Annotated in this window: 23 protein-coding genes; 2 read left to right on the top strand and 21 right to left on the bottom strand. The window is 66.8% G+C overall.

Annotated features, from left to right (window positions below; genetic code table 11):
• Positions 1-22 precede the first annotated feature (22 nt).
• Positions 23-505 (bottom strand): hypothetical protein, encoded by a 483-nt coding sequence (locus AC3IRM_RS03940; RefSeq protein WP_489204958.1) that lies wholly within the window; start codon positions 503-505, stop codon positions 23-25.
• A gap of 99 nt (positions 506-604) precedes the next feature.
• Between AC3IRM_RS03940 and AC3IRM_RS03935 the strand changes: the two genes are divergently transcribed.
• On the top strand, positions 605-1,123 hold the full coding sequence (locus AC3IRM_RS03935) for an O-acetyl-ADP-ribose deacetylase (RefSeq protein ID WP_489204957.1): 519 nt from the start codon (positions 605-607) through the stop codon (positions 1,121-1,123).
• Positions 1,124-1,184: 61 nt separating this feature from the next.
• Here AC3IRM_RS03935 and AC3IRM_RS03930 read toward each other — a convergent pair whose 3' ends face one another.
• From AC3IRM_RS03930 to gap, 8 genes are all read right to left on the bottom strand, one after another.
• Positions 1,185-2,189, bottom strand: coding sequence for a class I fructose-bisphosphate aldolase (locus tag AC3IRM_RS03930; protein ID WP_489204956.1), 1,005 nt, complete (start codon positions 2,187-2,189; stop codon positions 1,185-1,187).
• Positions 2,190-2,308: 119 nt separating this feature from the next.
• A complete protein-coding gene (gene pyk / locus AC3IRM_RS03925) occupies positions 2,309-3,799 on the bottom strand; it encodes a pyruvate kinase (protein ID WP_489204955.1) in 1,491 nt (496 codons plus the stop codon).
• Positions 3,800-3,891: 92 nt separating this feature from the next.
• Positions 3,892-4,188, bottom strand: a complete 297-nt coding sequence (locus tag AC3IRM_RS03920) for a hypothetical protein (RefSeq protein ID WP_489204954.1) — start codon at positions 4,186-4,188, stop codon at positions 3,892-3,894.
• A 61-nt stretch (positions 4,189-4,249) separates the two neighbouring features.
• The gene (locus AC3IRM_RS03915) at positions 4,250-4,891 is read right to left on the bottom strand and encodes an HAD hydrolase-like protein (protein ID WP_489204953.1); all 642 of its coding nucleotides are present in this window, start codon (positions 4,889-4,891) and stop codon (positions 4,250-4,252) included.
• Positions 4,888-6,063, bottom strand: a complete 1,176-nt coding sequence (locus AC3IRM_RS03910) for a phosphoglycerate kinase (protein WP_489204952.1) — start codon at positions 6,061-6,063, stop codon at positions 4,888-4,890. Before AC3IRM_RS03910 ends, AC3IRM_RS03915 begins: the two co-directional genes overlap by 4 nt.
• A 388-nt stretch (positions 6,064-6,451) precedes the next feature.
• On the bottom strand, positions 6,452-7,816 hold the full coding sequence (locus tag AC3IRM_RS03905; protein ID WP_489204951.1) for a DUF3999 family protein: 1,365 nt from the start codon (positions 7,814-7,816) through the stop codon (positions 6,452-6,454).
• On the bottom strand, positions 7,813-10,524 hold the full coding sequence (locus AC3IRM_RS03900; protein ID WP_489204950.1) for a DUF2339 domain-containing protein: 2,712 nt from the start codon (positions 10,522-10,524) through the stop codon (positions 7,813-7,815). The genes AC3IRM_RS03905 and AC3IRM_RS03900 overlap by 4 nt, the downstream gene beginning before the upstream one ends.
• A 113-nt stretch (positions 10,525-10,637) precedes the next feature.
• On the bottom strand, positions 10,638-11,642 hold the full coding sequence (gene gap / locus AC3IRM_RS03895; protein ID WP_489204949.1) for a type I glyceraldehyde-3-phosphate dehydrogenase: 1,005 nt from the start codon (positions 11,640-11,642) through the stop codon (positions 10,638-10,640).
• A 219-nt stretch (positions 11,643-11,861) separates the two neighbouring features.
• Here gap and AC3IRM_RS03890 point away from each other — a divergent pair, with 219 nt between their 5' ends.
• Complete coding sequence (locus AC3IRM_RS03890) at positions 11,862-12,479, top strand: OmpW/AlkL family protein (protein ID WP_489204948.1); 618 nt, start codon at positions 11,862-11,864, stop codon at positions 12,477-12,479.
• Positions 12,480-12,488: 9 nt separating this feature from the next.
• Here AC3IRM_RS03890 and AC3IRM_RS03885 read toward each other — a convergent pair whose 3' ends face one another.
• From AC3IRM_RS03885 to AC3IRM_RS03830, 12 genes are all read right to left on the bottom strand, one after another.
• Complete coding sequence (locus AC3IRM_RS03885; protein WP_489205829.1) at positions 12,489-12,836, bottom strand: DUF4189 domain-containing protein; 348 nt, start codon at positions 12,834-12,836, stop codon at positions 12,489-12,491.
• Between the two features lie 155 nt (positions 12,837-12,991).
• On the bottom strand, positions 12,992-13,996 hold the full coding sequence (locus AC3IRM_RS03880; RefSeq protein WP_489204947.1) for a TrbL/VirB6 family protein: 1,005 nt from the start codon (positions 13,994-13,996) through the stop codon (positions 12,992-12,994).
• 17 nt (positions 13,997-14,013) lie between these two features.
• A complete protein-coding gene (locus AC3IRM_RS03875; protein ID WP_489204946.1) occupies positions 14,014-14,769 on the bottom strand; it encodes a hypothetical protein in 756 nt (251 codons plus the stop codon).
• Between the two features lie 34 nt (positions 14,770-14,803).
• Entirely contained in the window at positions 14,804-17,287 is a 2,484-nt protein-coding gene (locus AC3IRM_RS03870) for a VirB4 family type IV secretion/conjugal transfer ATPase (protein WP_489204945.1), read from the bottom strand.
• 2 nt (positions 17,288-17,289) lie between these two features.
• Entirely contained in the window at positions 17,290-17,607 is a 318-nt protein-coding gene (locus tag AC3IRM_RS03865; protein WP_489204944.1) for a VirB3 family type IV secretion system protein, read from the bottom strand.
• Entirely contained in the window at positions 17,600-17,977 is a 378-nt protein-coding gene (locus AC3IRM_RS03860; RefSeq protein WP_489204943.1) for a TrbC/VirB2 family protein, read from the bottom strand. The genes AC3IRM_RS03865 and AC3IRM_RS03860 overlap by 8 nt, the downstream gene beginning before the upstream one ends.
• Positions 17,978-18,027: 50 nt before the next feature.
• A complete protein-coding gene (locus AC3IRM_RS03855) occupies positions 18,028-18,834 on the bottom strand; it encodes a lytic transglycosylase domain-containing protein (protein ID WP_489205828.1) in 807 nt (268 codons plus the stop codon).
• Positions 18,835-18,910: 76 nt separating this feature from the next.
• Complete coding sequence (virB11, locus tag AC3IRM_RS03850) at positions 18,911-19,948, bottom strand: P-type DNA transfer ATPase VirB11 (protein ID WP_489204942.1); 1,038 nt, start codon at positions 19,946-19,948, stop codon at positions 18,911-18,913.
• Between the two features lie 6 nt (positions 19,949-19,954).
• Positions 19,955-21,151 carry a TrbI/VirB10 family protein gene (locus AC3IRM_RS03845; protein ID WP_489204941.1) on the bottom strand — a complete coding sequence of 399 codons (1,197 nt, stop codon included), beginning with the start codon at positions 21,149-21,151 and terminating at the stop codon, positions 19,955-19,957.
• Positions 21,148-21,930, bottom strand: coding sequence for a TrbG/VirB9 family P-type conjugative transfer protein (locus tag AC3IRM_RS03840; RefSeq protein ID WP_489204940.1), 783 nt, complete (start codon positions 21,928-21,930; stop codon positions 21,148-21,150). The genes AC3IRM_RS03845 and AC3IRM_RS03840 overlap by 4 nt, the downstream gene beginning before the upstream one ends.
• Entirely contained in the window at positions 21,927-22,823 is an 897-nt protein-coding gene (locus AC3IRM_RS03835) for a VirB8 family type IV secretion system protein (RefSeq protein WP_489204939.1), read from the bottom strand. The genes AC3IRM_RS03840 and AC3IRM_RS03835 overlap by 4 nt, the downstream gene beginning before the upstream one ends.
• Positions 22,801-23,106 carry a hypothetical protein gene (locus AC3IRM_RS03830; protein WP_489204938.1) on the bottom strand — a complete coding sequence of 102 codons (306 nt, stop codon included), beginning with the start codon at positions 23,104-23,106 and terminating at the stop codon, positions 22,801-22,803. Before AC3IRM_RS03830 ends, AC3IRM_RS03835 begins: the two co-directional genes overlap by 23 nt.
• Between the last annotated feature and the right edge of the window lie 385 nt (positions 23,107-23,491).

The raw sequence follows: 23,491 nt of genomic DNA, 5'->3' as shown, positions 1-23,491 counted from the left end.
GCCGGTGGTGCGGGCCGAGCGCTCAACCCAGCCAGATCGCCAGGCCGCCGCCGACGACCACCAGCGCGATCACCCAGCCCAGCCAGCCGAACTCGCCGCTGTCACCGCGCACGACGGTCTCCTGACGTGCCTCGCGCATCAGCGGCGAGCCATGTTTCGCGATCGCGTCGCGCGACGCTTCTTCGCTGAGTCCCGGTTTGACGTCACGCAGCCGTTTCGCGGCGTCGACGGCGTTGCCGGTCGCGAGCTTCGCGGCCACCTCGCTCGGCAGCGTACCGCTCGCTTGCGGAGCGCCGCCGCCTGCAGGCCGGAATGGATCATCGGCGTCCAGTGCGCCGGACGGATTCTCCGCAAGGCGCTGGACCGCATCGCGTGCATCCGCGAGTGTCAGGCCGGGATTGGCATCGCGCAGATGCTTGATCGCCTCGATGGCGGTGCCGCGTCGCAGCGCGTCGTGCACCGCGAGCGGGACATGCAGCCGTGTGGATTGGGAAACGACGCTCATCGATGACCTCGACGCTCGAAAAATGCCGGACCAGCCTAATCGGCCACCTCGCCAGCAGGACTCACCCGCTCTCCACGCCGCCAAGTCGAGCCTGTTCGCATGCCGATTCTCGAAGCCCGTCAGGCCGACCTCACCCGCGTCGAAGCCGATGCGATCGTCAATGCCGCGAACGAAACCCTGCTCGGGGGCGGCGGGGTCGATGGGGCGATCCACCGCGCAGCCGGGCCCGCCTTGCTACAGGCGTGCTTGGCGTTGCCCCAGTTGCGTCCAGGCGTGCGATGCCCGACCGGCGAAGCGCGGATCACACCGGGCTTCGCATTGCCGGCGCACTCGGTGATCCACACCGTCGGACCGGTCTGGCGCGGTGGCAACGCGGGCGAATCCGAAGCGCTCGCGGCCTGCTATCGCAACAGCCTCGCACTCGCTGTCGAACACGGTTTCGCACGCATCGCATTTCCGGCGATCAGTTGCGGCGTCTACGGATATCCACCCGATGAAGCGGTCGCGATCGCGGTCGACACCGTGCGCGCGTGGACCGGCGCATTGCCGACATCGGTGCTGTTCTGTTGCCACGACGCTGCGATGCTGAAGCGTTACGAGGCCGCACTCGCGGATTGAGCGCCGCACACGAAAACGCCGGCACGAGGCCGGCGTTTCCAGACAAAATCGAGTGTCGTGATCAGCCGTTGAACTTGCCCTGCGCCGCCAGACCGTTGTCGCGTGCGCGCGCATAGACGGTGTCCTGCGCTTTCCGCACGTTGCCACTCAGGTCCTGCGACCACAGCTTCAGCGCGGCCTGCTGCATCGCGCGGCCGTAGGAGAACGACAGCGGCCACGGATTCGGGCCGAGACGGTTCATCGCATCGAGATGCGCGGTCGCGAGTTCGTCCGACTGGCCGCCCGACAGGAACACGATGCCCGGCAGGATCGCCGGCACCGACGACTTGAGGCACATCAACGTCGCTTCGGCGACTTCCTCGACATCCGCCTCTTCGTCGCAGTCCTTGCCCGGCAGCACCATCGACGCCTTGAGGATCGTGCCCTCGAGCATGACGTTCTGGCTGTAGAGCGCGTCGAACAGGCCGCGCAGTACCACTTCGGTGACTTCGTACGCGGTCTGGATGTCGTGATCGCCATCGAGCAGCACCTCCGGCTCGACCATCGGCACCAGACCCTGCTCCTGGCACAGCGCGGCGTAGCGTGCGAGCGCGTGGGCGTTGACGTCGATGCAGGTCCCCGACGGCATGTCCTCACCGATCGTGATCACCGCCCGCCACTTGGCGAAGCGCGCGCCGAGCTTGTAGTACTCCTCGAGCCGCGAACGCAGGCCGTCGAGTCCTTCGGTCACCAGTTCGCCGGGGAAGCCGGCCAGCGCGTGCGTGCCCTTGTCGACCTTGATGCCCGGGATGATGCCCTGCTGCGTCAGGTACTTCGCGAACGGCACGCCGGCCTTGGTCGACTGGCGCAGGGTCTCGTCGAACAGGATCGCGCCACTGATGTGCTCCGACAGCTTCGGCGTGGTCAGCAGCAGCTCGCGATAGGCGCGGCGGTTCTCTTCGTTGTTCGGAATGCCGACCTGTTCGAAGCGCTTGCCGATCGTGCCCGTCGACTCGTCGATCGCGATGATGCCCTTGCCCTTCGCCACCATGGCCAGGGCGGTTTCGGCAAGCTGTTCGATGCTCATGACGGGGTTCCGGGATCGCGACGGGAAAGGGCCGCGATTATAGCCCGGCGCATCGGCCGGGCCTCTGGAGACAGCGTCCGCGTCCGCCCGCACCCCCGCGGGCGGACGCGGGCCGGGCCTTACAGCTCGCCCAGCCCCTCGGCGCGGCCGTCGACGCCGACCTGCAGCAGGCGCAGCGTGTTGGTGGCGCCATGGGTTTCCATGTGCTCGCCGCTGGTGAACACGACGCGCTGGCCGGGGCCGAGCAGGCCGGCTTCGACCAGCAGGCGCACGCTGCCGCGCGCGGCTTCGCGCGGAGTCTGGCCGCGGCTGTCGTAGTTGAACGGGAACACGTCACGCATCAGCGACATGCGCCGGCGCGCGCCGTCATGGCGGGCGAAGGCGTAGATCGACGCGCCGCCGCGGAAGCGCGACAGGTAGCGCGCGGTGCCGCCGGATTCGGTCATCGCGACGATCGCGCCGACGCCCACATGCTCGGACAGGAACATCGCGGCCATCGCGATCGCATGGTCGGCGCGCTCCAGATTGCGCTGCGCCTTCTCGAAATCGGTGTCGTGGGCGAACTGGCGTTCGGCGCCGACGCAGATGCGCGCCATGGCTTCGACCGCGCGCACCGGATACGCGCCGGCCGCGGTCTCGGCCGACAGCATCACCGCATCGGTACCGTCGATGACCGAGTTGGCGACGTCCAGCACTTCGGCGCGCGTCGGCATCGGGCTTTCGACCATCGACTGCAGCATCTGCGTCGCGGTGATCACCACTTTGTTGCGTGCCAGCGACTCGCGGATGATCTTCTTCTGCAGGCCCGGCAGTTCGGCATCGCCGATCTCCACGCCCAGGTCGCCGCGCGCGACCATCACCACGTCGCTGGCGTCGATGATCTCGGCCAGGTTGTCGATCGCCTCGGTGCGCTCGATCTTCGACACCAGCGCAGCATCGCAGCCATGCGAACGCGCGATCGAACGCGCTTCTTCCATGTCGGCGGCATTGCGGCAGAACGACACCGCGATGAAGTCGACGCCGATGTCGGCAGCGACCTTGATCAGCTGACGGTCGTGATCGGTCAGCGCGCCCAGCGACAGGCCGCCGCCCTGCTTGTTGAGCCCCTTGCGGTTCGACAGCACGCCGTCGTTGAGCACGGTGGTGACGATGCGCGCGCCTTCGACGGCGGTCACCTGCAGCTGCATCAGGCCGTCGTCGAGCAGCAGCACATCACCTGCTTCGACATCGCCCGGCAAGCCGAGATAGCTGACCCCGACCTCATCGACGGTGCCCGGGGGCGCCGCGGGATCGGCGACCAGATCGAAGCGCGCGCCGGCACGCAGCTGGACTTTGCCGTCGGCGAATTTCTCGATGCGGATCTTCGGGCCTGGCAAGTCGGCGAGGATGCCGATCTCGACGCCAGCGCGATCGGCCGCGGCGCGCACCGCCTCCGCACGCACGCGCTGGGAGTCGGGATCGCCGTGAGAGAAATTCAGGCGCACCGCGTTGACGCCTGCGGCGATGAGCGCATCGAGGACCCCGGGCGCGTCGGTCGCGGGGCCCAGCGTGGCGAGAATACGGGTGCGGCGACGATGCGCCGGAACAGGAAGCAGGTCGGTCGTGGTCATGGCGCCCAGTCTAATGTCCACCGGTGGTCAGCCGCACGTTGCACGGCAACATGGAAACGGCGCACCAGTGCACGGTGCGCCGTGACTGAAGCTTACTGCGAAACTCCGCAGCCGGCGCGGACCACCACGTTGTCGGTCGCTTCGTCCCAGGCCTGGTTCGGCACGCAGCCGAGCGTCACCTCGACGACCAGCACACCGGCATCGTCGTCATACATTCCGGCGCCGGGGAATCCGTTCGCACCGGCGATGCCGGCGCCGAACAGGCGGGAGTACCGAGACCCCAGCGAATGCGTGTCTCCGCGGCTGTCTTCACGTACGTGGCCGATCGCCGTCACGCCACCCTTGACCGAGACGGTGATCACAGGTGGGCGGAGCGTTGAATCAAGCATTGTAACCGACGTCTGCGGCGCCGGGCTCGCATTGAACGCGGCCCGTGCACGGCGCTTTCGCTCAGGCCAGAGCGGCCACAAGGGCAGCCGGCGAATCGACGACGACATCCGCGCCCGCAGCGCGCAGTTCATCTGCAGCGCCGAAGCCCCACAACACGCCGATGCCGCGCATGCCGTGCTGGCGCGCGCCTTCCATGTCGTAACGGCGGTCGCCGATCATCGTCGCGTCCGCTGCAGTCAGCGCAAGCCGCGACAGCGCTTCGGCGATCAGTTCGCGCTTGTAGAGCCGCGTGCCATCGTTGCTGGCTCCGACCACGGTCTCGAACGCTGCGCCGAACGGCAGCGCATCGAGGATGCGCCGCGCAAAGCCTTCGTTCTTCGAGGTAACGACGGCCAGCCGGTGACCGGCGGCCTGCAGCGTGGCGAGCGTTTCAGGAATGTCAGCGTAGACCGAATGCTCGCGCCAGCCCCTTGCGTCATAGCGTTCGCGATACAGCGCGACCGCCTGCTCGGCGCGCGCGCGGTCGCCGTCGAACAGCGCCTCGTAGCTGTCGCGCAATGGTGGGCCGATCCACGGCAGCAGCGTCTCGCGCGACAGTGGCGGGTGCCCCAGCGTCTCGAGCGTGTATGCGATACCGCCGAGGATGCCCGGCGCCGAATCGATCAGCGTGCCGTCGAGATCGAAGAACAGCGCCTGCGTCACGCGCCGCGGGCGTCGAGCGCGGCGACCGCCGGCAGCGTCTTGCCTTCGAGGAATTCGAGGAACGCGCCGCCGCCGGTGGAGATGTAGGACACGTCGCCGGCGATGCCGTACTTGTCGACCGCGGCCAGCGTATCGCCGCCGCCGGCGATCGAAAACGCCTTCGACGAAGCGATCGCGCGCGCCATCGCTTCGGTGCCCTTGCCGAACGCATCGAACTCGAACACGCCGACCGGACCGTTCCAGACCACGGTGCCGGCATCGGCGATCATCGCGGCGTAGCGCTTCGCGGTGTCCGGGCCGATGTCGAGGATCATGTCGTCGGCACCCACCGCATCCACTGCCTTCACCGTCGCCGGCGCATCGGCCGCGAACGCGGGCGCGACGACGACGTCGGTCGGCACCGGGATCTCGGCACCGCGCGCCGTGGCGTCGGCCATGATCTGCTTCGCGGTGTCGAGCAGGTCGGTCTCGACCAGCGACTTGCCGACGCCATGCCCGAGGGCTGCGATGAAGGTGTTGGCGATGCCGCCGCCGACGATCAGCTGGTCGACCTTGCCGACCAGCGACGACAGCAGTTCGAGCTTGGTCGAGACCTTGCTGCCGGCGACGATCGCCAGCAGCGGTCGCGCCGGCGCGTCGAGTGCCTTGGCCAGCGCATCGAGTTCGGCCATCAGCAGCGGGCCACCGGCGGCGGTTTTCGCGAAGCGGATCACGCCGTGCGTCGACGCCTGCGCGCGGTGCGCGGTGCCGAAGGCGTCCATGACGAACACGTCGCACAGCGCGGCGTATTTCTTCGACAGCGCTTCATCGTCGTCCTTCTCGCCGACGTTCATGCGGCAGTTTTCGAGCAGCACCAGCTGGCCCGGCGCGACCTCGACACCATCGACCCAGTCACGCACCAGCGGCACCTCGATGCCGAGCAGTTCGGACAGGCGCGCGGCGACCGGCGCCAGCGAATCGGCCTCGCTCCAGCTGCCTTCCTTCGGACGGCCGAGATGCGAGGTCACCATGACCGCCGCGCCCTTCTCCAGCGCGTAGCGAAGCGTCGGCAGCGACGCGGTGATGCGCTGGTCGGAGGTGACCTTGCCGCCGTCGACGGGCACATTGAGGTCCTGCCGGATCAGCACGCGCTTGCCGGAGAGGTCGAGGTCGGTCATGCGGACAATGGTCATGGGTCTGGACTCTCTTGAATGATGGGAATGATGTGCGCCATGCCTTCCACGGCGTGACATGACTGCAGTCGCAGCCACCTGCCCGCCGCGCGATCTGCCTGACGGCAGTCCGCTCAGACCGGCTCGCCCTGCCGGATCAGCACGCGCTTGCCCGAAAGATCGAGGTCGGTCATGCGGACGACGGTCATGGCGCTGGGCTCGCTGTATCCGGAAGGAGAACGCGGGTGCGTCAGCCGCCCATTGTCCGCGGTGTGCCCGCGGGCAGGCAAACCGAGCGATCGCCTGGCCTGTAGGAGTGCGCTCGCGCGCGACGGAGCCCTCCCGACGAAGCCCGATCGCGCGTCCCCGAAGAGGGATGCGGGCACTAGCGCGCGCCCACATCGCGACCTCAATGCGGCTTCGGTGCCCTGAGCAGACTCAGCGCGAAACCACCGACAAGCAGCACGCCCAGCAGCAAGACGCCCCACAGCAGCCACGTCCCCCAGTCACGTGGCGGCGTATCGTCCAGCGCGGCAGCGCCGGCGAGGTCCGTGCGCGCGCCCAGCGTCGCGAGCGCGGGCTGCCAGCGTCCGCCGTTGCGCGCCCGCAGATCGGCCAGCAACGGTGCCACCGCCGCATCGACGCGCACGCTGCGCCCGCTGCCCGCCCGCAGCGAGAACGGTGCAGCCCCCTCGGCGACGAACACCAGACGCTCCGGCCGGTAGCCGAGTCGCAGCAACGGCGCAGCGCCGGCAAACGGCGCATCCGGCACCAGCCGCCACTGCCGCGCGCGTAGCGTCGTGTCGAGCGCGCGCGGCGGCGTGCGGGAGGCCGCATCCGTGCCGACCCGGTAGACGAGCCAGTCATTGGCGATCGTGCGCCACGGCGCGTCGTCGGCCTCGCGCACCGACAGCGTCCAGCGCGCGGTTGCATTGCCATCCAGACCGAGATCGACGTGGGTCACGGGTACGCGCGCATCAAGCCGGAAGACGAATCCCCCTTCGGCATCGACCGGGCCGGAGGCTTCGAGCGCACGCCATTGCAGTGCGGGCGCATCGGCCAGCGCAGGCGATTCGCCGGTGACCGACACGACTGCCGGCATCGTACCGGCGCCGGCACCCGGCGTGATCCGCAGGTAACGCGTGCGCACCGGCGTCTCGAACACGATGCGTCGCTCGACCAGGCGCGCCTCGCCGCGACGCAGGTCGAGCAGACGGCCGCCTGCAGGCAGCAGCCGCCAGTCGCGCAGATCCTCCGAGCCTTCGACCCGCATCGTGCGTTCGAACGCGACGTCGGCGACGTCCCAGTCCAGCACCAGCGCCTGCAGCGGCAGCGCCGACGCGCCGGCATCCACCAGCAGCGCGGCCGGGGGCGCATCGCCCGGCGCGGACTGCCACTGGATGCGCCGCAGGCGGCCGTCGGGATCGACTTCGCTAATCGCGGCGATGTCGCTGCCTGCGCGCGCCGCCGTCGCCGGCAGCGGGAACCAGGCCAACGCCTGTGCCGTGCGCCGTGCCGCGGGCGCAGGGGCCGACTGCAGCAGCGCAGGCACCTGTCGGCCATCGCCATTGACCACCACCAGATCGCGCAGCGCCGGCGAGACCGTGGTCGCATAGACCGCATCGTCGAGTTCGACCTGGTAGGCGCCGGCATCGGGCGACGGCAAGGCCAGCGGCCACTGCGCAACGAAGGTGTCGTCGCCGTTGACCGCGATCGCCGCGCTGCAGAGGACGCCGCCGGTGAGGACGGCCAGGCATTTCAGCGTCCGGTTCATGCGACGGTCTCCTGTGCCGGTTCGAGGATCGGGGTGCGCGGCGGCGCGGGCGCGAAGAAGCCGACGACTGTGCACAGCAGGCCGTAGGCGATGAACGAGCCGATGCCCCACAGATTGCCGAGATGGCTGCGGTCCACCAGCACCAGCTTGGCCAGCACAATCGCCATCAGCACGGCGCCGGCCAGCCACAGCACACGTTGGCCGCGCCGCGAACCGATGACCCAGCCGAGCACGCCGAGCACGCTCCAGACGATCGTCAGACTGGTCTGCGCCAGGCTGCTGCCCGCGAGCGCGTCGCTCCAAGGCACGCCGCCCCAGTGATGCGCGCCGCGCAGCGTGATCACGGTGACCAGCAGGAACGCGCCGGCCGACAGCAGCGGCACCCGGGCGCGTGCATCGAACGGCGCATCGCCGCGCCAGAGCCAGCGCGCGATCAGCAACAGCACCGCGACCTGTGCGAGATCGAGCGGATTGACCAGGGCGATCCACGGCAGCGGCGCGGGGTTGCCCGCATTGCCCAGCGCCAGCAGCCACCAGATGATCAGCAGCGCGCAGCAGACGGTCCGGAATGCCGCGCGCATCGGGTCGAAGCTCGCGCCCAGCGGATGCGTGAGCCACTGCCAGCGCAACAGCGCCACGGTGGTGATCGCCAGCCACGGTGCGACCGCCGCGACCAGCCACCAGCCATCGCCGCCAGCGATCCGCTCGGACCGTTGCACCAGCAGCAGCGACACCGCGAACGGCCACAGCAGCCACCAGACGAACTGCGCAGCGCGGGCGAATCCGCTGTCGCCGACGCGCAGGCACAGCAAGCTGCGCACGCCGAGTGCGGCGAAGACGAGCCACGCCCAGAGGCCGTTGCCGGCGAAGGGGTGCTGATGCGCCTCGGCCTGCAGGAAGGCCAACGGCAGCGCTGCCGCCAACGCGACACAGGCCGTGCCGGCCAGCAGCGGATCGAACACGCGCCGACTGCGCTCGGCGGCCAGCCACCCCGTGACCGCCGCCAGGACCAGCAGCGCATCGGGGAAGTCGCGCCCCGGCAACACGCGCTGCAGCTCCAGCGTCCACGCGCCGAGCCACCAGACCATCGCCCAGAGGTAGGCCAGCCGCGCGGGCACAGCCGCGCCCGCACGCGAGTACGCCCACGCAATCGCGAGCCCGGCGACCACGAACAGCATCGCGCCGACGAACAGGCCATGCGCGAACGGCGTTTCACTGACGGTCGTATTGCCTGCGGCGAACACGTAGGCGACCACCGCCGCGACCTGCAGTGCGATACCGGACCAGCGCGGCAGGCGCCGCTGCTGACGCAGGCCCAGCCACACCAGCGCCGCACCTTCGAGCGCGAACACGCTGGCAGTCGCCTGCGCCGACAGCGCCAGCGGCACGGCCAGCGTCGCGAAGCCCGCGGCCAGCAGCGCGTACGACTGCTGCAGCACTTCGAAGCGACCACCCCGACGCAGCCACCACGACAGGCCCGCATACATCGCCGCGAGCCCGAGCGCGCACAGCGCCAGCGTGGTCGTGTCGTCGCGCATCAGACCCGACTGCAGCGAGAACGCGATCAGCGGGGCGCCGAACACCAGGCAGCCGTCGATCAGATCGCGACGCCCCATCGGCCGGCGTCGCGCGTGCAGCAACGGCACCGCCAGATAGATCGCGAAGAACAACACGAGAAACGCCTGCGCGGACGCGTAGTCGGTGGCCTCGTAATCGAGCACGCCCCAGAGCGTACCGATGCCGAAGGTGAAGACGAAGCCGAGCAGGTTGAGCAGGCGCCATGCGCGGAACCACGCGATGCCGACGATCGCCGCATTGAGCACCGCGTAGTACCCGAACAACGCAACGTGGTTGCCGCCGCCGGTCGACAGCCAGATCGGCGCGAGGAAGCCGGCCAGTACGGCGAACACCGCCAGCGCCATCGCGCCCTGCAGCACCGCCAGCGCACCGGCGCCGAACACCAGGGCTACGCTCGCGGCGAACGCGAATTCCATCGGTACCAGCCCGAACATCCGCGACGCGGCGAACACGACCAGCAGCAGGATGCCGATCATCCCGCCCTGCAGGCTGAGCGCGAACGTGCGATGGCTGTCCCGGCGCATCCAGCCGAACACCAGACCCGCGACCGCGGCCACCGACACACCCGCGAGCCGGACCGACACCGGCACCTGCAGCAGCCCCTCGTCGCTGGCGTACTTCAGCAGCGCGGCGACGCCGGCGAACAGCACGAGCATGCCGATTTTCACCGGCACGTTGCCGGAAGTGAACCACTGCCGGACCAGACGCAGGCCGCGCTCGAACACGTCGGGGCCGACCGGCGCGGCAGGGGCCGCGGACTGTGCGGGACGCGCAGGCGCGGGGTAGTGCCTGACCTCGCGCGGCGGGGCCGGCGGCAATGGCGGTGGCGCGGACACGGACGCAGGCGGGGCCGCTGACGCCGGGGGCGGCGCGGTCGCGGCGGGCGGCACTGGCGCGGACAGTTCTTCGACGCGCGTCGACACTGGGGCCGCGGGTACGTCGCGCGGGGCCGCAGTTTCGACAGGCGCTGGCGGCATCGCCCGACCGGCGATCTCCGCGCGCAGGCGTTCGCTCAGATTTTCGAGATCCGCGACGCGGCGGCGCAGGCCGGACAGCATGACCAGGCAGACGATCAGCAGAACCGGCACCGCCAGCAATGCGAGCCCGACCAGCACGAGAAGTTCTTCCATGACACCCCCACTGCGCCGGACGGCGCCCCCCGGCCACCTTACGCGGCGAACTCCCGAAAACAAGAAGCCCCGCATGTGCGGGGCCTCGGGTAGCGCAATGATCAACGCGGCGGTTACTTCGCCGCCACCACGCGGACCATCTCCAAACACTTGTTGGAGTAGCCCCATTCGTTGTCGTACCAGCTGACCAGCTTGACGAAGGTCGGGTCCAGCGCGATACCGGCCTCGGCATCGAACACCGAGGTGCAGGTCTCGCCGCGGAAATCGGTGGCGACCACCTTGTCCTCGGTGTAGCCGAGGATGCCCTTCAGCGCGCCTTCGCTCTGCGCCTTCATCTCGGCGCAGATCTCCTCGTAGCTCGCCGGCTTGTCGAGTTCCACCACCAGATCGACCACCGACACGTCGGACGTCGGCACGCGGAAGCTCATGCCCGTCAGTTTCTTGTTGAGCTCCGGAATCACCACACCGACGGCCTTGGCCGCGCCGGTGCTGGAGGGAATGATGTTCTCGAGGATGCCGCGGCCGCCGCGCCAGTCCTTGTTGCTCGGGCCGTCGACGGTCTTCTGCGTCGCGGTCGCCGCGTGCACGGTGGTCATCAGGCCGCGCTTGATCCCCCACTTGTCGTGCATGACCTTCGCGATCGGCGCCAGGCAGTTGGTGGTGCACGAGGCGTTGGAGATGATCGCTTCGCCGGCATAGGTCTTGTCGTTGACGCCGAAGACGAACATCGGCGTTTCGTCCTTCGACGGCGCCGACAGGATGACCTTCTTCGCGCCGGCATCGATGTGTTTCTGCGCGGTGTCCTTGGTCAGGAACAGGCCGGTCGACTCGATGACGACGTCGGCGCCCACTGCGTCCCACTTCAGGTTGGCCGGGTCGCGTTCCTGGGTCAGACGGATCTTCTTGCCGTTGACGATCAGCGTGTTGCCCTCGACCGAGACCGTGCCCTTGAAGCGGCCGTGCACCGAATCGTAGGACAGCATGTAGGCCAGGTAGTCCGGCTCGAGCAGATCGTTGATCGCGACGATCTCGATATCGCCGTCGAAGTTCTCCACTGCCGAACGCAGCACGTTGCGGCCGATGCGGCCGAAGCCGTTGATGCCAACCTTGATCGCCATGAATCCGGACTCCTGCAGCCGCGCGCACGCGGCAAAAGTGGGAAAGACGTGGCCGCGCGGCGCGTGGGCGCCAGCCCGGACAGCGCTGCACAGTCTACCAGCCGCGCTGATCCCGGGCCCCGTGCCAGCACCACGCGGCGTGCGCAATGATTCCAATCAAGGCGTTCGCAGCGGGCGGCCCGAACACTGCCAGCATCCCACGACGACCGGAAACGCTCGATGCGCACGCTGCCCCTCTCCCTGATCGCCCTCGCCTGTCTGGCGACCGCCCTGCCCGCCGCCGCCCAGTCGGCCGGCGACTGGACCGTTGCCCTCGGCGCGCATCACGTGAATCCGAAATCCGACAACGGCAGCCTCGCCGGCGGCGCCCTGCCGCTGTCGATCGGCGGCAGCACCCGGCCCACGATCGCGGTCGAATACTTCGTGCGTGACCGCATCGGCGTCGAACTGCTCGCGGCCACCCCGTTCCGCCACGATCTCGATATCGCCGGCCTCGGCCGGATCGGCAGCACCAAACATCTCCCGCCGACGCTGAGCCTGCAGTACCACTTCGCGCCCCACGCGCGCGTCGCACCGTTCCTCGGCGCCGGCCTCAACTACACGACGTTCTTCGAAGAAGAGACCCGCAGTGTACTCGCGGGCGCAAAGCTCGCCCTCGGCGATTCATGGGGCCTGGCGCTGCATGCCGGCGTCGACATCCAGGCGGGACCCGGCAAGTTGCGGCTGGACGCGCGGTGGATGGATATCGAAAGCGACGTGCGGCTGGATGGGGTGAAGCTGGGGGCCGCGCGAATTGATCCGCTGGTGTATGGGGCGGCTTATGTATTTTCTTTCTGACGTCACCCTTTATCTACAGGTCCGTTCGATCACTACGCATTCGGAGCCGCCGCCAAACTCCCGGCAGTTCTGCAGGGCAACTCGATCAGCACTGCGCTGACGACTTCTTGCAGCGCCTCCCCAATGGCCGCCGCCGCTAGCCAACGCAAAGCACGTATTCCGGAACGTAAGCCTCCCTGCACAACGTTGGCCTCCGCGTGCCTCACAAATCTGGACAGCTTGACGTTGCGCACTCACCTCATCGTGCTGCTCGAGCGAAATTCCGAAAATATCGAAAGGTTGACTAATGGCGAGTGCGCCCCAGCCTCCACCTTGATCGCGCGCAGTAGATCGATCTCCTGAAATCGTATCTCCCATACCTAGCGCGGGGAGCACAACCGTGTCTCTGTAGTGCTGCGAATTCGGATCCTGGGCCCCTGCCTCCTGCGGCACGGCAAGGGAAAACACCGAAATTAATACGCAAACAAAGAGATTCCTTCTCATACAAATTCCTCTGGCAAGCATAAAAGAAACTATCCGCCACCACTTGCGTTTCTCTTATCTGAATCGTCAGCGACCCGCTGTTCGTAGTCGGTTCGTTGACCGGAGCTATTCCTTCCGAGCGTACCAAAGCTGGAGTTCGCAGCAAACTGGCCAAGCGTTCCGCTGAAGAACATCGCCGCCATCGGGGGCGCCATCACCATCAACACAGACATCAGCAGGCCGATGCCGCCCTGCTGCATCGCTGCGGCGTTGAGGCCACCTGGTGGAATGACTCCCGGCAGGTCGATGACATCCTGTGTCAGCAGCGTGTATTGCACCAGGAGAGCGGCAGCAGTAATGGCGACCAGCTTTGTCGCAACGGACACCATGAAGGACAGGACTGCAAGGCTGAACATCGTGCCGAGTCCATAAAGCAACCACCGTTTGAACAGCTCCTTGGTCTGCTCGAACATCAGGCACAGGATGAACAAAGGACCGAAGCCGACAAAAAGTACCAAGGCAATCTTGTAGAGCAGCAACATTGCGCCACCGACCACCGAGGGTCCCGCGATACCGATTCCCATCAACGTAATCGTTCGGTCTTGGCTCGTCTTGTTGTCCGGATCGTCATTACCTGCGCCGATGCGATCGACCAGCACGAAGATCAGCCCCATGATTTTGAGGTTCTTGTCGATCGACTCTTCGGGCTTTTCGTCGGTGCCGGTCACGATGGTGTTGATCGACTTCGGTAAGCCGTCAGCAAGAAAGCTGGTCAGGTTAGTCCCGGCAAACGACATGGCGGTGGCGGCGGAGACAATCAGGAAGACCCGCAAGGAACCGACAACCAGGCCCATCATCGATTCACGGCTGCGACCGGTCACGATCATGAAGCCCTGCATCAACACCCAGAGCGTGCACAGGGTGAGGGCGAGTCCACTGACGAACTGGGTGCCGCGCGCGATGAGACCGGTCTGGAACGAGGCGATCTGCGAATTCAGGAACTCGAAGATCAGCGCGAAGAACGCCCACTGGGCGAGGCCGGCCAGACTGTCCATGTCGAACTCCGATGTCGTTATAGCGAAGCGGGGAGGTCCACGCCGCCCCTGCCCTTGAACAGATTTCGCGCCAACGCGATCTGCGTGTGCCGGATGTGCGCGACCCGCGCCTCGTAAGCGCGCATATAGGTCTGGTAGCGATCACGGTCGTTGTCCATCAGCGCGGTCAGTGCCAGCAGTTCGTTCGAGTTGGCCTGCAGATCCGCGTAATCGTCGGTTCCCAGTGCGCGACGCCGCTGCTCGATCGCCTCGAGTCGCGCGTGATGTTCGGCGGCACGCTTGAACATGCGCATCGCAAATGCGTACTGCGCGAGTTCGGTCTGCACCATTTCGCGGCACAGCGTGCGCTGCCGTTGTCCAAGCCCACTTGACACGCCCGACGGACACAGCCTGCTTATGCTCAAAGCCGCGGCCGAAGGCGCGGCAGGGTCGAGCCATGCAGTACCTTCCGGCTCGGCGAGCAGTTCAACGGTTTCGCTGGTCGGCTTGTGATCGATCTGCAATCGCGTGTTGACCTTCTGCAGTTCGCCCACAACGGTGTTGCTGCCGCCTCCGCCGATCCGGTCGCGCAGTTGCTGCACCTGCTGGTAGGTCTCGCGATCGTGGACCTGCCATGCGGCCGCGGCTGCACCCGTCGCGAGAACAGCCGCGACAGCAATGGCGACAACGAACCGTCGCCTCGCGCGGGGCCAGCCGGGCTCGAATCCGAACGTGCGCTGCAGGTCGCTGGCGAGGCTGCGCGTTCTCGCCTGTTGAGCTATCCGGGACTTCAAGCGACACCTCCTGTGTACGTGCGGGTTTCCATGCTCATCGATCCACCGGCGTCGCCAAGTCGGATTGCGCGACTCGCTCTCCGCGCATCTCTTTCGGCGGGGCTCGGCCTGATCCTTTCCGTTCTGCGTAGAACGCCGGCAGCCACTGCCCGGGATCGAGCGTTCCCGGCGCCACGCCAGCGAAAACTGCCTGCTCGGCTACGACCCGATGCATGATCTCGATGTTGTCGGTGCTCGCAGAAATGACCGCAAGCGCATCGTCCATGCCGCGCAGGTTCAACTGGCAGACCGTCGACGCATGCCCCTGCTTGACCAGGAAGCTGCGCGAGCGCTCGTCGAGCGAGCGGACGACCTCGAACTCGGCATCGGTCAGCTTCAGGCCTTCGACGTAATCTTTTCGGGAGGCGTTCGGATTCGGCAACAGGATCAGCGTCGCGGTCTGCTCGATCAGTGCGGCGGAGATGTCGCTCGCCAATGCGTCCTCAGGGCTTTGCGTGGCGAAGATGCCGAGGCCGTTCTGCTTGCGGATCGTCTTCTGCTTGTTCTTGGCGAACTCCTTGAGCGCGCCGCCGCCGTCGAGGATCTTCCAGAACTCGTCCATGACGTAGATCAGGCGGCGGCCATCAATGAGCGCCTCGAGCCGGTGCAGGAGATAGTTGATGACCGGCACCCGGATCTCGGGATTGTCGATCACATCGGTGTAGTCGAAGCCGATGATGTTCGCGCGCTCCAGATCGATGACATCCACCGGGTTGTCGAATACCCAGCCCAGTGCGTTTCCGGCCGTCCACTTGCGCAGGCGCGCATACAGGCCGTCGTCGCCCATGTTGGGCAGGCTCTTCTGGAAGTTGCCCATCGACCGCAGTGGCGGTGGCATGTCGAGAATGCTCTCTACCGCGCGATGGATGTCCTCGTCCTCGCGCGCGGTGTACTGGAGTTTCCCGGCGAGTACCTTGATCAGCCCGGCGAGGAACTGCACGTTGGCTTCGTTGCGCTCACACTGGAACGGGTTGAATCCCGTGGGCGCCCCGTTCTCCAGTGCGAGATAGGCGCCACCACACGCCCGCACGAAGATCTCGGCGCCGCGGTCCTTGTCGAAGAAGAAGATCGTCGGGACCGGGTCAAACTTCTGCACCTGGCTGAGCAGGAAATTGATCAGCGCCGTCTTGCCGGTACCGGACTTGCCGATCACCATCGTATTGGCGATCGCTTTTTCCCCGAGCGAATCCTCGGCCGGATGCGTCGCGTGGAAGTTGAAGTAATACGGCTGGCCATTCGTGGTCTGCAGCGCGGTGACCGCTTCTCCCCAGGGATTGTGCGCGCGCTTGCCGGTCGCGAAGTTGTGCAGCGGCGAGAGGCCGAGGAAGTTCAACGAGCTGACGTTGGCCAGCCGCGTGCGGAACTTCCAGTTCGCCGGCAGCTGGGAATAGAACGACGCGCAGACCGCGAGATCCTCCTTCACCGACACGAAACCGGCATTCGAAAGCTCCGCGCGCGTGGTGGCGATCTGCTCCGCCAGAGACTGCTGGTCCGGGGCGTACAGGGCCATGATGAAATGGTATTCGCCGAGCACGAAGTTGCCCGAGGCGATTTCATCCATTGCATGGTCGAGCTCGGCGATCTGGCTGACCGCCTTGTCGCCTGACGAGATCATCATGCCCTTGGTGCGGTCGAGCACCTTCAACGCATCCTGCCGGCCCATCGGGCTGAAGGAGTGGGTGATGACGTATTCGAAGTCGAGGTACTTGAGCGCGTTGAGGATGCCGGGCCAGGTCGCGTCGGTGTATTCCTTGATGTTGAGGATCGCGCCGTACTGGTTGCCGCGCCCCGGCGTGCTGACCACGAAGTCACCGGTGCGCGCCGAGAACGTGTGCCCGCTGACCGGCAGATAGTCACAGACCGGTGCACGCAGCACCGGCACCGGCGCGTCGATGCGATTCAACAGGTAGGCGAACAGCTCCAGCGTCTCGGAGAACACGACCCCGTTGGCGCCGGTGTACATGCCCAGCCGGGCGGGTGCGTAATCTCTGAGCACAGCCTCCACATTGCCGGCCAGCTCGACGAGCTTGGTCACGGCCTGGTCCTGCTCGGCCTGGAGGCGGGCGAGATCCGAGGATTTCTCGACGAGTTTCTTTCCGCTGACGACCGGACGGAAGATCATCGTCAGATACAACTCGTTCTGCATGATCTTCTGCGAAGAGAGCGCGTCGAAGTAGCGGTCGGACAATGCCTGGTTGAAGGCCTGGTCAAATGCCGCCGGCATCTCGATACGGCCGCGCCTGCGCACGTCGTGGACCCAGAAGGCGACGTTGACGAAGTCTGGGGCGCGCAAGGTCTGCAGCATGCGGTTGAAGGTCGCGTGCCGGTGCTCGAGCTCCCAGGTCTCGCGCCCGACGAACGGCAACCCGCCCAGGCGCCACGTCAGCAGGTAGTCGCCGCCAGTGGTCTTGACCACGTGCGGCGACACATGGGCCGACAGAGGCACGAACTCGGCGATCGACGTCGCAGGCGCGCGCACGGTCAGGGGACCCTGTGGCCATCGTGGATCACAGGCCGATAGCTGTTGGCCGTGAAGATCCAGACGTTCCCGCGCCGGCTGACCTCCCGTGCCCTGAGCCGGAACATCCAGCGCAGACCGAGCAGCCGGAAGATCATCTCGTCGCGTCGCGCCATCTGCCGCATGACCATGATCACGAACGGCAGCAGGGCCAGGAAGAACATGTCGATGTAGAACGTCAGCAACAGGCAGGCGCCCGCCCCCGCTGCGAACGGCAGGTAGGGCACGCCCATGAACATCGGCGGGCGCGTGCAGCCGCGAAACAGGATGTCCTTACGCATAGCCCGGCAGCAGCTGGACCACGGCCATGGCGGTCGAGGTGACATCGTCGGGCAGCAGCATCTTGGCGATCTGCGCTGCGGCGCCGATCAGGAAGCCGCCGATGAGTACGGGTGCGACGTCACCGATGCGTTTGTGGTTGAACGCGATCTGGTAGCCGGCAAAGATGATCGCGATGGTGACGACCGCGATCGAGGCGACGTTCAACAACGCGTTGATGTTGCCGAAAAAGCTTTGCACCCGTGTGGTCGCGCCAGCGACATCCTGGGCCCAGGCAATGGTGGGGAGCAATGCGAGCGCCCCGCATGCAAGCGCTGCGCCCAGCGACGGGCGCGGATGGCGGGTGTGGGCCGGGGTGATGGTCTTCAGCATGATCTCGTCCTTGTCGTTGTCGGTGGGAATTCCAGCGCAGTACGGTTTGCTCAGAACACGAATGCGGTATCGATGGGTTCGCCGGGCGGTACAGGTCGGCGGGAGGCGCTCGATGGCGGCGCGCTCGGCTGGGCCGGTGCCGAACTGAGCCGCACCGTCACCGGAGCGCCGTCGTCGATCTGCGGGGCCGGCGCGTGCGGCATCTGGAGGGTGGCCACCGTGTGGCCACCCGTTGTTGGACCCGCCGGCACATCCGCAGGAGTGGCCTGCCTGGCGATCGCCGCTTCACTCGCAGAGCCGTCTGCGTGCTGCGTGCGGGCGGCTTCCTGGACGCGATTGGCGACCCGCGATGACGCCGTCGTGGTGTCGCGCGTACGGCTCGGCGTCGTGGATGACGCGGCGTTGCGGATCACCGGGATCGATTGCGCAGGGGCCACGGCCCGCCAGGACGCGAGCACCTTCTGCACGTAGCCGTGCTGGTAGCCGGTGACGAAATTGCCCGAGTAGTAACAGCTGAAGGCCTTGCCCCAGTCTCCGCCGGCCCGGGTGTGGCATTCGGACAGAATCTGCGCGCCGGCCCGCAGGTTGGGGCAGATGTCGAAGGCCTTCTCGTGGGAGTCCAGACCGTAATGCCGGAGGTTGTGGCGGTTCACCTGCGCCAGTCCGAGCGAGAAGTTGTAGCCCTCGCGTTCCAGCATCCGGCTGGTGGAGACCGCCTCCTCGAGGCTCCTCGGCTGACGCGCCAGGCGACCACCGACCACCCCGATCGCGAACGGGTTGTACGAAGACTCGACGCGGACCACGTGGTGCATGACCTCGGCGGGTACCGCCAGTCCCGCGCAGCCCATCAGTTCCATGCCCGGCAGCATCAGAGCACCTCCATCGACAGGGGTGCACAGCGCGGCGTGCGCCGACGGGGTGTTGTCGCCCGGCTCATGCCGCCAGTGCCCGTTCGGGATCGAAGTCGATCCCGGTGATGAAGCGTCGGCCCGCATGCGCCTTGATGTGGACGACGATCTCGATCGTCATGCGCAGCAGGCGCTTGATGACATCGAATTCCAGGCCAGCGCCCTCGGCCGATGCCTTGACCATCAGCGCGAGCTGGTCCCAGGTCTGTTCGGTGCTGCCCGCATGGCAACTGGTGATGGAACCCGGATGGCCGGAGGCGCAGTTGCGGATGAAGTAGAACGACTCGTCGCCGCGCAGCTCGGCAAGGATGATCCGATCCGGCTTCATGCGCAGGCAGGCCTCCATGCAGCTCTTGGCGGTGACGTTGCTCGCGCTCTGCCCGCCTTTCGAGTACAGCAGATGCACGACGTTCGGCTGGCGCAGGAACAGCTCGCGGGCGTCTTCGATCGTCACGAGCCGCTCCTGCTCCGGAATATGGTCGACGAGGGATTTCATGAACGTGGTCTTGCCGCTGCCGGTCGCGCCGGCTACGACGATGTTCTTGTGGTAGCGGACGGCCTGTCGGAAGAACTGCGCGTAGTCACGCGAGCGTCGCAGTTCGAGCAGCTCGCGGTCCTGATCGCTGATCGACGCCGACGCCTCGGGAATTTCGCCGAAGAAGCCATCGCGCTCGTACTCGTCGAGCGTCCTTGCGTAGCGCGACGGCAGGCGGATCGTGATCGACACACGCCCGGCATCGCAGGCCGGCGGAATCACGAACTGTGCGCGCTGCCCGGTGGGAAACGTCAACGACACCATCGGATCGACGTCGGTGATGCGCTGTCCGGTGTTGCTCTCGTTGACGATCGAGGTGCAGAACTGCCGCGCACGCTCGAAGGTCAGCGAGGGCACGTCCATCCGGCGCCAGCCGTCACGGGATTCCAGATACACCTCGCCCGGACGGTTGATGCAGATCTCGGTGACGTCGGATGACTGCATGTGCGCGCCGATACCGAGCACCTCGTACTGGTACTCGAGAAACCGGTTGGAGAGTTGCGCGACGGTGGCGGGCTGGAGATCCATGGCCGGTCAGCGCACCACGGCCGAGAAATCGACATCGCGTGCGACATAGACGTTGACCAGCGTGCCCTGGTTGATCGTGACGGTGGGCGGACGCGCCATATTGCGTTCCAGCGCCATGTTGGCCATCCGCTCGAGCGTGCGCGCGGTGTTGCTCTCGTAGGGGTTCTGCACCACGAACCCATTGCCGAACGAGGTCTGCGGCCGGCCTTGTTCTGCAGCGGCGTACTTGAAGGCGTCGCTGAGGGTGCTGATCAACAGGGCCGATGCGAGCCGCTGGCCCCAGTGTGCGCTGTAGTGACCCGCATTGCCGGCGGCGCCGAGCGCGTCGACGCCGGGGCTTCGCATGTTGACGTCGAGCCCGGTCGGCGTCGTGATCCGGTCCCAGATGATTCCCGCGCGATCGCCGATGACGCTGTCGGCATTGTAGAAGCCCATGACCTTCGAGCCGCGCGGCAGCAGCAGGCGCCTGCCATTCACCGAGTACACCGGCTCGGTCACGATGCACGAGGTGTAGCCGGGGAAGTCGCTGATGACGCGCGACTGCAGGACGCAGCGGATATAGGTGCCCCGCAGCAGCAGCGTGTCGGGACTGTAAAGCGGGCGCGCACTGGTGGGCCCGTCCGCGGGCGCCTGCATGACCGATGCCGGCTCGGTTCCGCCGAATCCGCCGGATGCGACCGGCATCCCGTCCGGTCCTGCGCCAGGCATGGCGGACATGCCCGAGCTGCCTGCGACATCCTGCATCCGTCGTTCCAGCAGCGACGGCAACTGGCTGCCGGAGAACGCGCCGCCCGACAGTGCCTCGCCCATACCACCCGATGTGGGTGCACGGGGATCCTCGATCACCGGCAGCGGAGGCAACTCCGGCGGCGGTACCTCCGCCCTGGCGACCGGAAGTTCGGGGAGATCCCGCGGCGCCGCCGGGATCACGATCTGTTCTGCAGCCTGCGTCCGGGGGCGTGCATCCTCACCGGTCGGGCCACCTCCTGAGAATACCCAGAACGCGAGGCCTCCGAGCAGCACCACGATGCCCGCTAGAAACACGAGCGCGCGGCGGTTGAGGCGTTGCACATCGGCCGACTGCAGCACCGGCGCATCCGCGTCGAGATCCGCATGTGGGCCGAATCGCGCCTCGTACGGATTCGCCGGGCCCCTGCGGTCCGGGTCCGTTGCGCGACCGCTGTCGACGGGATGCTCGCTCATGGCTCGCTGCTCCTGCGCAGGCCGACCACGTGGGCACCGTGTCGGACAACCAGATAGGGATACGTCCCGTGGACCACGATCACATCGCCCTCCACCGTCGAATTGACGACGAACTCGTCGCCGTCCTCACTGTCGCGAGCGAACACCGCGGGAAAGTTGCCGCTGGGGAATCGGGTGCGGTCACCCATACGGATGTAGGTGAAACGCCGGTCGTCGTAGACCGTCGAGGGCACCAGCCAGTGCGGCGTGCGCCGGTGCTGTGTGTAGTCGTAGCGGAAGTGATACTGGCGATCCGGCTGCAAGCCGGTGCTCAGCTCGGTGGCGACCTCGGCTGGCTCGGTGGCATCGGGTGCAAAACGGGTATCCCCCGGATAGCTGAAGCGGATCTTGTACTGGACGCCCGCGGCCCGTGCCTGGTCGAGGGAGCGCCAGTCGCTCGCGACGACCTTCATCTCGAAGATGTAGGCATGGGCGGCGGTGCGCACCAGCAGATTGGTGTCGACATCGACGTTCTTCGGTTTGACGTAGAAGACGTTGTCGCGGCGGCTGATCTCCCATCCGCCACTGAACCCGCTGCTGTAGTCGAGGATCTGCTCGTGCGCACTGAGCTCGATCTGGGTCGTGATGCCCAGACCGGTCCGCACCTGGTAGACGGCATCGGGCTGGTAGGCGTATTCCTCCACCACCTGTGCGCCCGCCGGCAGCGAACAGGCCAGCAGCAGCACTGCCGTCGCGCGGATGACGGACGCGATCGAGCAAATCTGTACACCGCGCCTCATGGGGTGTCTCCGGTCATGGCAGGGGCGATCGGCTCGGCATCGTCGTCGCCGGCGGCCCACGCCTGAGGCGGCATGGCGTCCGCATTCGCCGGAAGGGATGCCGCAGGGCGCGGGAAGTCGCGTTCCGGAACAGGCCCGGCAGCGAAGTCGAGATCGACGCGGTAATTGCTCACCCGGAAGCCGAGCGGATTGAGCAGGCGATCCTCGTCGCTCAGCCGGAGCTCGGCGTTGTAGGCGAACTCGAGCGTCGCGATCCGCGCGTCGATCGGTTCCACCCGCCCGTTGGACTTGTCGTACAGACTGCGCTGGAAGCGCACGGTCGCCCCTGACGGACGCCGCCCCTCGCCGCCGCCGATCAGCACGATGCTCAGGATCCGTGTCCGCACCGAACGGCCGGTGCCGTAGAGGCGGAACGGGCGTTCTGGATTGTGCTCGGAATGCAGATTGATGTAGGCAGGCGCCACGGCCGGACCGGCCATGGAGAGGGTGGTTCGCCAGTTGCGCTGGCCGATCAGTCCCGAATCGTAGGATTCACGTGCCAAGACGAACTGGGCGACGTTGCTCTTGTTGACCGCTTCTTCCATCGTCACGTCGCGCTCGTTGAAGTTGCCGGACAACCGCGCGACGCTGGCGGTCCCCGTGTAGGGATCGGCCATCACCAGGTACGGCACGCGCTCTTTCAGCGGCAGGAACAGCAGGTAGCCGCCGGCGAGCACCAGCGACATCGCGACAGCGCAGCCGGCCACACGCCAGGCCCGGCGCTCGCTGCGTCGCATCTGATCGGTCAAGGTGAGCTCGTAGCTGACGCCGTGCGCCACGGCACGGTCGATCTCGGGCGATTGGGCGCGCTTGGAGAACATGACCGCCCCGTCAGTCCGCGCCGCCAGCGGCACCGGCCTCTGCCGCCTGCGCTCGACTCACCACGATCGCGCCACGCTCCGCCGACACCTGAACGCCCTGTGCCGCGTAGGCCGCGGTGAGCGCTGCGGAGGCCTGCTGGATGCTCGTGGTCCTGAGCAGGGCGACAGGCGCGTGCAGCGTGTAATCGCTCGCGTGGAGGTAGGACAGGCGCAGACCGGCATCGCTGGACCAGCGTGTGAGCAATGACTTGAGGGTCTGATCCGACGGGAACGCTTGGAACACGTAAGCCTGTTGCAGCGGAATCGCCTGCGGCACCTCCGAGAACTGGTGGACCGGGCGCCACTTTCCACGAGGGTCTGCGGCCTGCGGCGTTGCGCACCCCGCCATCGCGGCCAGCCAGATGCTGACGACGCCTGCGGATAGCCATCCCGTAACTGGTCTGCTCGTAACCACGCGACTCTTCCCTGATATGTGCGTCCGACGGCGTGGCCTGCACTCGATCAAGCACACGGATGCCGGAAGCACGTCCCCTGGCCGCTCTGCATGACACCTCGTCGGTCGGCCTGCAAAGCGATGACGCCTCGAAGCTAAACGAGCCGGAAAATTCGCGTCAACGCGTCCTCGCGCCGCATGGTCGCCCTGCGCCCTCTGCCGGCGACCAACGCAACACACGCGGGATTTCGCCTGAAATACGGGAGTT

This window comes from Luteimonas sp. KH_071, from assembly GCF_057838005.1.
Note: the sequence above shows the minus strand (reverse complement) of the source record. Positions and strands in the feature narration are given on the sequence as shown.